The 13707-nt window shown below is 47.3% G+C and carries 8 protein-coding genes; 1 reads left to right on the plus strand and 7 read right to left on the minus strand.

What is annotated here, in order from left to right:
- Positions 1-454: 454 nt before the first annotated feature.
- From QE357_RS12170 to QE357_RS12200, 7 genes are all read right to left on the minus strand, one after another.
- The gene (locus tag QE357_RS12170; RefSeq protein WP_309707728.1) at positions 455-2875 is read right to left on the minus strand and encodes a glutaminase domain-containing protein; all 2421 of its coding nucleotides are present in this window, start codon (positions 2873-2875) and stop codon (positions 455-457) included.
- Positions 2876-3060: 185 nt separating this feature from the next.
- Entirely contained in the window at positions 3061-4056 is a 996-nt protein-coding gene (locus QE357_RS12175; protein WP_106638264.1) for a glycoside hydrolase family 43 protein, read from the minus strand.
- A 281-nt stretch (positions 4057-4337) separates the two neighbouring features.
- A complete protein-coding gene (locus QE357_RS12180) occupies positions 4338-5030 on the minus strand; it encodes a DUF3823 domain-containing protein (RefSeq protein ID WP_309707731.1) in 693 nt (230 codons plus the stop codon).
- A 14-nt stretch (positions 5031-5044) separates the two neighbouring features.
- Positions 5045-6922 carry a RagB/SusD family nutrient uptake outer membrane protein gene (locus tag QE357_RS12185; protein ID WP_309707733.1) on the minus strand — a complete coding sequence of 626 codons (1878 nt, stop codon included), beginning with the start codon at positions 6920-6922 and terminating at the stop codon, positions 5045-5047.
- A gap of 10 nt (positions 6923-6932) precedes the next feature.
- A complete protein-coding gene (locus QE357_RS12190; protein WP_309707735.1) occupies positions 6933-10412 on the minus strand; it encodes a TonB-dependent receptor in 3480 nt (1159 codons plus the stop codon).
- A gap of 24 nt (positions 10413-10436) precedes the next feature.
- Complete coding sequence (locus tag QE357_RS12195; RefSeq protein WP_157830460.1) at positions 10437-11411, minus strand: FecR family protein; 975 nt, start codon at positions 11409-11411, stop codon at positions 10437-10439.
- Positions 11412-11446: 35 nt separating this feature from the next.
- A complete protein-coding gene (locus tag QE357_RS12200) occupies positions 11447-12106 on the minus strand; it encodes an RNA polymerase sigma-70 factor (protein ID WP_307143258.1) in 660 nt (219 codons plus the stop codon).
- Between the two features lie 361 nt (positions 12107-12467).
- Here QE357_RS12200 and QE357_RS12205 point away from each other — a divergent pair, with 361 nt between their 5' ends.
- Positions 12468-13547, plus strand: coding sequence for a cellulase family glycosylhydrolase (locus QE357_RS12205; RefSeq protein WP_309707739.1), 1080 nt, complete (start codon positions 12468-12470; stop codon positions 13545-13547).
- Positions 13548-13707 lie beyond the last annotated feature (160 nt).

The following is a 13707-nucleotide window of genomic DNA, read 5'->3' on the forward strand; positions in this document are numbered from 1 at the left end:
ACAAGGTCTCTCCCTGCGTTCGAGATGGCAGAGCAAGGGTTCCTATTTACCCGCAGTCGCTCGGCTCTAGCCGAGTGACTACCTAGCTCTAGGCCTCTGGCCGGTAGACTGCGAACTTCTAGCGGATCAGCCAACAATTTTTCCCAACCAAAACAGGCTTGCTACCATCGGCCAGAGGCCTACCAGACTATAACGTTAGGTTCGTACCTGCGTTGTCCCAAAGCTGTCTTGTCCGATAGCCGTTTCCAGACGATTGGCTCCATCGTAGCTAAGCTGCATAGTGCCGTTAATATCTTTCACTTGGTTCGAGATGACCGGGAATTGGCAGAAGTTAAGTAGCTGGTTCCCTTTTCATGATCAGGCATTCCCCAGCCAGATGCGATTAATCGCGTCTCTACGAAATGAAGGATGCCAGCTGTTTAGACTGGCATCCTTCATTCAAACGATTTCCAAGTTACTTCATTTTTTCTTCCAGTAACTTCATAAAATATCCCCCCACTACACTACGGGCCTGAAAACCAACCATTTTACCATCGGTTGTTTCATGCCAGTCGCTGATGGGGACACGTGACGACGTTTCGTGAGCGTATTTCAGTAATGGCTCGATTAATGCGTTAAAATCTTTCTGATTATCCGCTAACGTAGCGGTCCACACGATCCAGTCAGATTTGGTATAGGTCTTACGGCTATCGAGTGGTAAACCGTAAGAATTCTGCTTCGTCAGGTAATACTTAATCTCTTTGTCATACACCGATTTAGGGAATAGTTTCAAGCCTAATACCTTATCCCAAACCAGATTATATTTCTGACTCCAGGTCCCTTTTTTGTCGAAAGTCAGGGCGTAATGATCGCCATCATCCGCGATTTGCATCCATTTCTGTACCATTTCCTGGGTACTCTTGTGGAACTTCTCGGCAGTTTCTTTCTCTCCCAGTTGCTCAGCTAACATGGCATAACAACCCAAACCGACAATCGCCTTTACGGAAAGGTTCGCATTCCGAGCCAGGTGACCCGCAAAATCGTCCGTACATAACTGATTAGCGGGATCAAAACCGTCTTTTAATAAGTACTCAGCCCAGGTGGTCAGTGTTTTCCAGTGTTTTCGGGCGTATGCTGCGTTTCCTTCGGCTTTTGCAATCGCACCCGTTAAAATCAGCATGTTACCAGATTCCTCTACGGGCATATCTTCGCCGTAGACCTGATCGTTTGCTAAAGGATACGTTCCTAAATCGTGAGCGGCGAAAGGTTTTTTCCACTTTCCGCTTTCGCTATATTCAAAAATTCCATTCATCATTCCTTTTAGTAACTCAGGCTTATACAGCAGGAATAAAGGAGCGGAAGGATACGTTACATCAACCGTGTTGATACAACCATTACTGAAATTTTCCTTCGAGAGGTACAGCGTTTCTCCCTTAGGACTTTTCACCAGTTTGTGAGCCGCTGCCGACTGACGATAGCCCAATACACAAAGTTTCGCATAGTCTTCACCACCCGCTTTTTTAGCATCGGCAAACATCTGCTTGTCAAAAGTTTCGCATTTCTCGATCACCGATTGGTATTCCAAAATGGCTTTGGATAACTCTTTTTCAATCGTCGATCCACTTTCTTTCCACCAGGGTTTAAGGTTCTGGCCGAAGTACTGAATTGACTCTACGTCATCATAAGCCACCATCAGGTATTGCTCCTTCGGCATGGAATTTACCGAACCCAGATTTACCGTCGTATTCAGGAATAATGATTTTCCTTCGCTAATAGACGATTTTTGACCTTTCAGGGAAGGCATCGCACTAACCGTTTGCACCACCTGATTATTTTTCGGAGCCGCTACGTAGAAGTAACCCCAGTCAATGCGGAGGTCATCGCCGCGTTTTTTCAGAATTGGTTGTTCTTTCGTTCCGGTTTTCAGAGCGGTATATTCATTCGTGGAAGCCGCCGTAGCCGTTACCGCTTGTGTGGGTACGTTCGTAGCCAGATTAGTCGATGCTCCGAAGTAGAAATTCACCTGATGCGAAGCTCCGTCGTTCGCTTTTACGCGATAGGTCACGTAAGTAACTGGACGAGCATACAGATCTAAATCGTTGAGCAGCAAGGGTGAAGTGAAGGTTACGTCCAGATCTACTTTACCACAAGCGAAGGTATACTTAGTTTGCGTAGCCGAGAACTCAACGTTTTTCTGCTGAGCCGTTTGCATGATTACCTTCTCTTTCGAGACCTTTTCTTTCACTAAACCTGCATCCAAAAATGCTCCACCAGCGGTATTAGCAATGTGAATCGCCAGTACGTTTTTACCAGCTTTCAGTTTTGACTTGAGCGGGATGTAATTGAACTTATGAATCCAGCCCTTATGCGAATACACTTTCTCGCCGTTTAGATACACTTCGATGTTATCATCATGCTGGAGTTTCAGGAAAACCTGCTCTGACGGAACCTGCTTTAGATCAAAGGTCCGACGCGTCCAAAGATCTTGGCTATCCCAGTGCGTAGCCGCGTGATTTTTATCGTCGCTGAACGGAGCTTTGCCAGTCTTCCAGTCGCTATCCGAAAAATTCACGGTATTCCAGCCTGATTTGGGTTCGCTTTCACTATATTTCACGGCATAGCCTTCCTCATCAGCCGTGGGAATAATGGCGTCGTAGCCCTTGGCTTCCTGACCCAGAAAACGATAATTCACGCCGTCAACCGTCAACACGCCGAACAAAGGCTGATCGGCACCCGTCCAGTGCTTCGTAGGTGAAGACGTTAACTGATCCGTTGTTGACCAAACACTAAAATAAGGATCGTGCGTGATGAGGGGATACGCGGGTGCCCGGCCTACCTGAGCCTGTACCCAGCCATGCGTAGCCAAAGCGGCCAGCAGGAGAAAACGTTTTTTCATAAAAGTTTAGAGGTTTGAAATGGTTTGAGAAAGTTTGAAGGTTGATCTAATTTGATGAGGTTTGAGATAGGTTGAAAGGTTTGAAATTGTCTAATGGGATTTGAGCGTCGGAGGGGATGTTAACTAGCGGTTCGTTAGTCAAACCCCATCAAACACTCAAACCAGTTTTCAAATTCCATCAAACCTTACTTAACTGTCTGTTTCTGAACGCCTTCGAAGGTGATCTTCACGGGCTGAATCATGCCTTTTTCGTCGAAATACATCCGTTCGATGCAGGTTTCGCGGTGGTTCGCATCGGTTTCGCTGAGGGGGCGACGGTGATAAATAATATACCACTCATCCGTTCCGGGCCGCTGAATAACCGAGTGGTGGCCCGCTCCCGTCGCTACTTTAGGGTCCTGCTGAAGCACCTTCCCAACGCGTTCGAAGGGTCCGAACGGAGAATCGGCCACGGCATAAGCCACGGAGTAGTTTGGTCCCGTCCAGCCACCTTCCGACCACATGAAGTAATACTTCCCGTTACGAATGAACATAAGGGGACCTTCTACGTAATTAGCAGGCGTAATTTCTTTGAACGTTTTGCCGTCTTCAAAAGGAATAAATCCCTTAAAATCCTGCGTCAGGTGAGCAATGTTACAGTGTTTCCAGCCACCGTAAATCAGGTAATATTCACCGTCTTTATCCTTAAAAACGAATTGATCGATGGGTTGTGCTCCGTTGTGAAATTTATCCACGAGTGGCTTACCCAGATAATCCTTGAATGGCCCTTCAGGCTTGTTGGCTACGGCTACCCCAATTCCCCCCTTTTCCTGATCATTCTGAATGTCGTTTGCTCCAAAAAACAGGTAATACTTGCCTTTTTTCTCGATAATGGATGGGGCCCATAGGGCTCGCTTCGCCCACTTTACCGAGCTGGTATCAATGATATTCGGGTGCTTTTTCCAGTTCACTAAATCGGGTGAAGAAAACGCATCCATGAACACCTGCTTGTTGTAAGGAGCCGAATAGGTAGGATAAATCCAGTAATTTTTACCAAAAATGATGCCTTCGGGATCGGCATACCAGCCAGGAAAAACGGGGTTACCAGAGCTGGTTTTCTGAGCTTCGGCTCCAAAGGCCGCCCCAGCCAGTGCCAGGAGGAGGAGACTTTTACGTTTGAGGGATTGAGGTAACTTCCGCATGAACGAGACTAACTAGTGTTTAAGAGGAATGTAAAACGGCTTTTATTTCTTCAGCACTGCGATGAATCAGGGTTAAGAAAAGGTAAAAGCTAGGGCTATTTGCTTTTACAAGATACTAACTCCTTCACATTCTGGCGATTTCTGAGAGGATACTAATAAAAGCACGATTGGTCTTGTTTTAACTCATTCGGAAGTAAAATGTAGAGTTTGAAAAGTGCATAAAGGGTCCTGGCAGATTGGCACTTCCCGAAAGTTCAAAGCTTTCGGGAAGTGGAAAACAGTTAATAAGTTACCTTCTGAATAGCCGAGAAAATCGGGTCTTCTACCCCACTTACTTTTAACTTCACCCGGGCAAAAACGAAATTCTGAGCAGGCGTAATGGTTGGTACGGTTACCTGCATCTGAATGCCGTTCATAGTTTTTAAATCCACTCCTTTGATTACCTGGGAAGCAATGTTGGTGCGAACATCAACAAAGGAGGTTTTGCTAATGTAAAGAGCCACTTCTTCGATGTTTTTGGCCGAGGCATCAGTAATGATTTTTTCGATGGAAAATTGCGTTGAAACCTTCTTTTCCCCACCCGTAAATGTTGCGTTGCGAATCATGTAATAAGGCAGTACTTCAATGTCCATCGTGCGATTACCCCGAAGCTGAACCGGAATGGTATCCGATTTCGTCTCCGCGTTCGGAATGGACTTGAACGGTCCCTGATACGAAGGAATGATGAGTTTGTAATTCCCATCAAATAATTGCGTGGCATAGGATCCGTCCTGATCGACGTTGACGTTAATGGAGCCTTTTTTACCCCAACCCGGCTCCCACAACTCGAAAGTTACGTTGTTGTATTCTACGCCAATGGGTTCACCTTTGTATACGATCCGACCCTTCAATTCCGACGCTGGCGGATCGTAGTTATCTAATTTGCAGGAGGTTACTAAACTTCCTATCAACAACAAAAAGAGATATTTTTTCATCCGTTCGAATGCGTTTACTGATTCGGATTCTTGACAATTTTGGGATTATTACTGCGGATTTCTTCGCTAATAAGCGAGTAATAGTTACCTAGCCGGAAGCGGTGCGGATTGGTTACATTGGAAGGAATAATCTTTCTGAAAATCCACTTGCCGTTTTGCTCGGTTCCGGGAGCGTATACCTTGTAAGGCCAGAGACCAAAAATGCGGGTGCTGGTTTCGGTTGCGACGCCGGGTTGTGTAGTCAGGTCGGTTGCGTTACCGTTCCAGACCACATGAGCCAGCCGCCAGCGTTTCATGTCCCAGAGAATGTGGTTTTCAAAAGCCAACTCTACCTTTCGTTCGTGAACGATGCGATCGAAGGTAATATCCGCCGCTACGAGGTCTTTCGTAAATCCAGCCCGTTTGCGAACCTGATTCAGATAACCCGCCGCTTTGGCATTCTGTCCGAGTTCAAAAGCAGCTTCGGCAGCGTTGAGTATTACTTCAGCATACCGATACCGAATCCACCACACCTCACTCCGGGTACCTAGCTGCCCCGAGCCCACCGTAGGGTCCTGGTATTTTCGTACGTAAAAACCCGTCTGAGCACTGAACTCCAGCCCGTCAATTGGGCCGTCGAAACCAACGACTTGTTCTTCAATCGTTTTGCCGGGTAATACTTTCCGAGCCCCAAAATTGTCTCCTGAGATAACCGTATTATTCGTTAACAGATACCCCGCCCAGATGTCAACGGTTTTTCCTTTAAACTGACTTCCCGGCAGAATCACCGTTCCGGCCAGCCGAGCGTCACGGCCCGCGAATAATTCGAGTGGATTGGAAAAGTAACGATTCGCTCCGCTGGCATCGGTATACCCATAGGTAGCAAACGTATTATCCAGCTTTTCAAAGGATTGCACCAGATTTAGTGAAGGATTCAGGCGTCCACCCTGCTGCTCCTCCGCTACCGAACGAGGCTGATTGATGATCGTCCAGTCGGTAGTCTTTCCGCTTTTGAGTTTAAAATCCTTCACGAAAATCGCTTCGGCATTATTCGATTTATCGGTGAATAAGCTGGCGAAATTATCCGATAAATCCGTCGGTTTTTTCAGGTATAACGCATACTGTCCTAACGCGATCAACTCTTCCGAAGCCTTCAACGACTGCTGAAAATAAGCCGTGGCTTTACTCGCTTCAATTCCTACTTCTCCGCCGGGTAAAGCAACCTGTGGCGTGTTCACGCCGTATTTGGCAATCGAACCCGCATACAAAGCCGCCCGTGCTTCCGTAGCCAACGCCAGTCCTTTCGTAGCCCTGGATTTAATATTGGGATCGCTCGGCAAGTCGTTTTTAATGGCTTCCATTTCCGAAATCACAAAATCGTAAATCTCTGATTCTTTGGATCGGGCGTATTGCAGGTAGGTTGGATCGCCGCTGAAATCGTATTGCAAAGGCTCCAGAATTAACGGTACGCCACCCATTCGCTTTACCTCCTCGAAGTAAAATGACGCCCGCAGGTAACGGGCCTCGGCCAGAAAACGCTTTTTGCTGGCTTCGTCCAGTTGGGTGGCTGCCGTGCATTTCTGGATAAAGAGGTTCATTTCTCGCAGGTAGCCGTAATCCCAGTAATTCCACCAGTCGTAGTTATACTCTTGGTTTTTATGACGGTAATACTCCCCCGCACTCGAAGCAAAGGCCTCGTCGAAGTTGGCATATTCCACCCATTTTTCGGTGCTCTGCACTTCTGGGTAACGGTCGTACAAATCCACCAGAACGGTTAATACCAGATTTGGACTTTGCCAGACTTTATCGTTGGTCAGAATGTTTGTAGGGTCTTTATCCAGAAACTTCTGATCGTTGCAGGACCAGCCTACCCACATCAGCACCAGGAAACTTACGTAATGTATCTTTTTCATAGTCAGCAGATTAAAGTGAGAGATTCACTCCGACGTTGACGAATTTATTTTGAGGATAAGCCAGACCGTTTTCTTCGGTAATTTCAGGATCAATACCGATTTTTCTCAGGTTATCGATCGAGAACAGGTTATAGGTGTTCAGGTAAACCCGAGCCCGTTTCACCTTCACTTTTTCGAGGATTCGCTGAGGTACCGAGTACCCCAGTTCCATCGTACGCATTCGCAGATAGGTTACGTTGGTGAGCCAGAAATCAGAAGCCCGGTTATTACTATGACCGCCGTCGTTGAAGCGTAAAGCGGGGTATTTTCCGGCCACCCAGGCACTGTTCAGATCAAAGGGATTCTCGCGGTGCCAGCGATCTTCATAGAAATCTTTCAGTAAAGCTCCACCATTCTGGAAAGCCGTGCGTAACTCGTAATTACGAACCACGGAATAACCCGATCCACCCGAGAAGTCAGCCGTGAAATCGAATCCTTTCCAGGCCAGTTGCAGGTTCAGACCGAAGTTAATCGTAGGGTTAGCTCCTACGCCATTCCCAATCGGACGCATATCGGAATCGTTAATCACGCCGTCCCCGTTGGTATCCTCATAAATCAAATCTCCGGGTAACAGGGTCTTATTTCCCTGACCATCAATATTTACCCCGTATTCGGCAATCTGGCTCAGCGACTCAAACCGACCGATCACGTGATGGCCCCAGTAAAGATCATTGAAGCGGTTCTCACTAGAGTTGCGGTAATAATCCCAGGAGTTATTCCAGCGGGGTTTATAAGAGGACAGAAATTTGCGGCGAGAGTACGACAGGTTACCGCCAATCGTAAAGTTTACTTCATTGAATTTGGTACTATAAAACAGCGAACCTTCGCCGCCAATCTGGGCATCGCTGTTTACGTTTTCGTCCGGCAAGCCATAACCCAATTCCGAAGGAACAAGTACGTCATATTTCCGACCGCGTAACCCCGAACGTTTCCGGTTAAAGTAGTCGAGCGAGCCGCTGAATTTTCCGTTCAGAAGCGTGTAGTCCAGACCCAAATCCAGGATTTTTGACGTAAACCAGGAGATATTAGTAATGGGAACACCCCGATCACGTGAGCCTTTAATGACCTGACCATCGATAATTACCGTTGAAGAACCATAGTTATAGCCCGATACATAATCAAAATCACCGATCCCTACATCGTCATCCCCAAGAGCCCCGTACGAACCCCGAAGCTTCAGGTTCGTTAATACCCGGTCGCCACCCGTTAAATCCTTGAAGAATGGCTCTTCCGTGATTCGCCATCCACCCGAGACAGAGGGGAAGAAACCCCAGCGTTTGGAAGGAGCAAACTTGTAGGACGCATCCCGCCGTCCGGCCACTTCGAGGAAAATCTTGTTCTGATAATTGTAGTTAATCCGACCAATGTAACCCGCCCGGGCCGTTTGAATATCGCTATCGTTATAGGTATCCATGTCGGCAAATTGCAGCAGGGGTAACTCATTGGTTTGAGGTACTGAGTGTACCCATACGTCGAGTTCGCGACGGGCAATCCGTTCCGCTACGAAGGTGGCTGCGAAATTATGTTTGCCGAAGCTGTTCTGATAGTTAATCTGTCCCTGCGTTACGTTTTCGAGGATTTTTCGGGTGCCCCGCTCCCGCCAGGGGTTTGTACTTCCACCCGTTCGAACGTACTTGTCGGTGTCTTTGTAATAAGTGTAGGCATCGTACGTGTACTCATGGCCGTTCATCAGGCGATCCGCGAAGTAATACGAATACGTGGCTTTTGCCGTCAAGCCTTTGATGGGTGACCGATACTCGCCGACGAAGTTGGTTTGTAGTACCCGCCAGTCTTCCCGCCAATACCCTGATTTATTTTTATTTAATAAGCCCCAGTTGGTATCATTATGCCCGATGTCATTCAGATATTCCGGGTTATCATTGGCAAAAGGACGCTCGGTGGGACGGTTGCGGAACAAGGCAAAACGAGGAGCCCAATAATCATCAGCCCCCGGAACGCCGGGGTTATCCCGCGTTTCAATCCGACCATTGATCTGTACGCCCACTTTCAGCGAATTGGTAATCTGGGCATCAACGTTACTCTGAATATTGGTTCGTTTAAAAGTAAATTCCCGGCCTAATACTGAATTCTGGAAGAGGTGCGTCGCCGAGATGTAGTAATTGATTTTATCCGAACCGCCCGTTGCGTTGATGTTGAAGTTATACTGCGGAGCGTTTCTTTTGACAATGTACTTAAACCAGTCGAAGCTTTTATACCCCGTTTCCGTGCCTTGTTGCCACTTGTTTAGTTCCTCCTGCGTGATGTCGGTACGTCCATACTGGTTCATTTCTGCATCGGCCTTTCCCAGCATCCACTGATAGGCATTCGTCGTTTTCGGAAAACGCGTCCAGTTTTGAAAACCCGTGTAGGCATCAACATTTATCGTATTAGAGCTGCCCATTTTTCCGCGTTTCGTCGTGACCACAATCACACCATTTGCCGCCCGAACTCCATAAATGGCCGCCGACGCATCCTTCAATACGGTAATACTTTCAATGTCGTTGGGTGAAATGTTATTGAACTGCCCCGCATCTTTCTGGATTCCGTCGATTACGTACAAAGGGTTACCCATGTTCCGAATCTGGATATTGGCACTAGAGCCGGGCCGACCGTCATTCATCCGAAAGGTTACTCCCGGAATCTTCCCCGCCAGGCCGCTACTGACCGTCGAACCCCCGTGTACTTTTTCGAGATCTTTGCTGGTAATGGTTGAAATGGCCCCGGTAATGGACTCTTTCTTCTGCTCACCGTATCCCACCACTACCACTTCATTCAGAGCCTGATCGCTGTTTTTCAGGGTAATGTTCAGAATCGTTTGTGATCCTACTGCTAGCTCCTGCGATTGATACCCCACCGAAGAAAAAATCAGGATTGCATTTCCATCAGGAACGTCCAGCCGAAATGCTCCGGTTGCATCGGTAGTGGCTCCTTTGGAAGTTCCTTTTACAATCACGTTTACGCCGGGTAAGCCTTCACCCGTAGCTTCATCCCGCACGGTTCCCCGCACCGGAATATCCGCCGCTGGGCTGGTTTGCCGCAGGGATAACAGGGGCGAAACCCCATTGATTGGCGGCAGTACAAAGGACGTATTGGGAGAAGCCGACTGTACATTTTTTTCTTCCTGAATGATAATGTAGGACTTCTCCTTCATTTTCTGAAAGCTCAGCCCTACCGGAGTCAGAATGGCTTTTAATGCTTGTTCAGCCGACGCATGGCCCTTGAGGCGTTCAATGGGAATGGATACGTGATCCACCGTGCGGTTTTCAAACAGAATATCAACTTTATAATTCGTTTTGATGTCCTGTAAGGCTTTCCTTAACGACCGATACGCCGGTAATTTACTTTTCGTTTCCTGCCGCAGGGTTTCGGCTCGGGCAAAGGTCTGGGAGCTCCCTAATCCCGGAGCCATCGCCAAACCCGCCCAGAGACACAGGGGTAGTGATTTTTTCATAGATAATATATGCAAGAGGTAGTGTTAGTTTTTCTCGGTTAGGGTAATCGTTTTACCCGTACGTTCAATTTTGAGGCGTAGCATTACTTCCAGCACGTGCAGTAATTCATTGCCGTTTTTAGCAACAAAATCTCCGGTTACCAGCCGTTTTGCCAGATTCTGATCGGGAATTTTTACTTCGAAGCCGTAATTTTCCTTCATTAACTCCGCGATTTCTGACAGCGAAGTATCCGTAAACACGTACCGATGGTGAGTCCAGGCCGCCAGCGTTTCGGGTTTACTCTGTTTTTTTAGTTCGTAAGCCCCCACGGCAGTTAAGGTTACCTGATCGCCAGGTTTCATCGTTAACTTTCTCCCCTGCTCCTGAAAGTTGAGCTGTACTTTTCCCTTCATTAATACCACTCGGGTGCCCCGGTTGCGGTTAAACACTACGAACTCAGTTCCTACCACTTCCACATCCAGATTCCGGTTGGTCTTTACTACAAACTGGCGGTTGTCTTTGGTGTGTACTACCGAAAAGCGAGCTTCTCCGCTCAGGATTACGTTTCGGGGGCCGTTTCCAAAATCAAATCGTGGGTACTTGAGGGTAGAATTGGCATTGAGTATTACCTGGCTTCCATCGGGTAATACCACCGGTTTTATTTCACTGTAAGCCGTCTGGTAGCTTTTATATTGAAGCTCGTCCCGAAAAAACCAGCCGGAGCAAACCACCAGCACAGCAGCGGCGGCCAGCCAGGGTTTCCAGGACCAGAAATGATTAGGATTCTTTTCAACGACAACCGGACGAACGCCCTGCTCCATGAACTCCTGATATTTCTTAAAAGCATCTTCGGTATCAGCCTGATACTGAAGATTTCCGCTTTCCCATTCATGAAGGGTCTCGTAAAATAGATTTCGATTCTCGGGCTGCTGAAGCCATTCTTCTACCTGACGAACTTGCAGGGGCGTAGCTCGCCCGGCATGGTAGTCCATCAATTGAACGCGGGTAATCGGTTGCATAAGTTGAAACGAATGATAGAGATGGGACAAAAACCTTAAAGGGTAAGCAGGGCAAGAAGAACACACCCAATCCATTCGTCTTTGAGAACGAAACGGAGGGTAGCTAAGGCCTTGCTTATGTGCGATTCGACGGTTTTAATGCTAATCTGAAGTTCTTCCGCGATTTCCTGATATTTGCGATTTTCAAAGCGGCTTAACAGAAAAACCCGCTTACACTGCGAGGGAAGTTGCTCAATCGTTTGCTCAACTTTGCGTTGAAGCTCGTCAAACTGCACCATTTCAGCGGGCGATGGCTCGTACGCTACTACGGCTAATTCATGGGAGTCGGTGCTTTGACGAGCTTTCTGGAGTTCCCAGCGAAGGTAATTGTAGGAGCGGTTTCGAACAGCCTGATACAAATACGCTACACATGAAGTCGTTACTGTTTCATAGACCCGGTCGCTCCAGAATTTGCAGAATACTTCTGAAACAATATCCTCAGCAACTTCCTTCGAGTATACCAGCCGAACCGAATGACTGCACAAGGCCGCATAATATTGCTTAAACAGTGCCTCACAACCCTTTTTGGGATTTTCCTTAAATAATAACTGCAACGATTCTTCCGTATCTTTTCCCATCTGATTACGTGGATTGAAGTCCACCAATCGGGCGGCAGGGATGGTACGGATTCCCGGAGTAGATACAGGTAATGACATAGATTAGTCGGGCCAGAGGATAAATGGGATAACTGAGCATATTGACAAGTGGAGCGAGCGATACCCCGAGTCTGTTTTATAATTTTTTATATATTTTTTTCAACCTTTATAAGAATAAGTTTTTCAATGCAGAAATCAAAGTCTATTAATCCTGTGAATTATTCCATTAATCGCTTCAGTCACTCAAGGGGAAAGCTCGCGTACTTGTCCTTGGTCCTGCTTGCATTTATTCGAATACCTTTGCAAGGCATTCGCTACTTGTGATGGTAACCCAACCCACGTTTAGTACTTAGTACCCGCGATTTCATCTACCTTCATCTTTATTTCTTAACACCAGTTATTCATAATCCTCAAACCTCTTATGATCCATAGTTTTCTTACCCTCCTTACCTTCTCTCTGTTACTGGGCACTGCTCAGGCCCAAACCACCACGGGCGAACCCGTAAAGGTTATCCCGGGACGCTGGTCGGCTCAAAAAGCCAATGAATGGTATGCCCGACAGCCCTGGCCTGTGGGAGCCAATTTCACACCCAGCACGGCTATCAACCAGTTGGAATTCTGGCAGGAAGACACCTGGGACCCGAAAACGATTGATAAAGAACTGGGCTGGGCTCATGACATCGGGATGAACATCATGCGGGTGTTTTTGCATAATCTCTTGTGGGAGAAAGATCCCGAGGGGCTAAAAAAACGCATGAACGAATTCCTCACCATCGCGGATAAACACCAGATCAAAATTCTGTTTGTGCTTTTTGATTCCTGCTGGAATGACGACCCGAAATTGGGTAAACAACCCGAACCTAAACCCGGCGTACATAACTCAGGCTGGCTGCGGGCACCGGGTACTAAACGAATGTTCGATTCCCGGACCTGGGGTAGTCTGGAAGCCTATACGAAAGGCGTAATTACCGCCTTCGGAAAAGATCAACGCGTCTGGGGCTGGGACTTATTCAACGAACCCACTAACAATGGTTATAACGATGCGGTCATGCCTCTGCTCATCAAGTCATTTGAATGGGCACGGGCGGCGAAACCTACGCAACCTATCACTTCGGGCTGGTGGACGGAGCATCCGTTATCGAACGAATTCATGTTTGCCAATTCGGATATTATTTCCTTCCACAATTACAAACCTGCGGATAATCTGGAGAAGCAGATTCTGGAACTTCAGAAGTTAGGTCGCCCCATGATTTGCACCGAATACATGGCTCGTAAGCATAACAGCTTGTTCGAAACCTGTTTACCCATTTTCAAAAAGTATAAGGTCGGAGCTATCAACTGGGGTTTAGTTCAGGGAAAAACCAATACCTATTATGCCTGGGATGAACCCATTCCGAGTGGTGAAGAGCCCAAGCTCTGGTTTCACGAAGTATTCCGAAAAGACGGCAGCCCCTACAAAGTCGAAGAAGTGAACGTGATCCGGGAGCTAACTAAGAAATAATTTAGTTTTAAGAGCCTACATTCTGAATAAACGAAATCCTCCAACGGTTTTCTGCAAAGAAGCTAGAAAACCGTTGGAGGATTTCGTTTACACCCCATTAGTCCACGTTTCCAACGCGGATTCATGAGAAAAGCGTTTGTAACGCTAAGTGTCGCAGAAG

The organism is Siphonobacter sp. SORGH_AS_0500, from assembly GCF_031453245.1.
Classification (GTDB): Bacteria; Bacteroidota; Bacteroidia; order Cytophagales; family Spirosomataceae; genus Siphonobacter.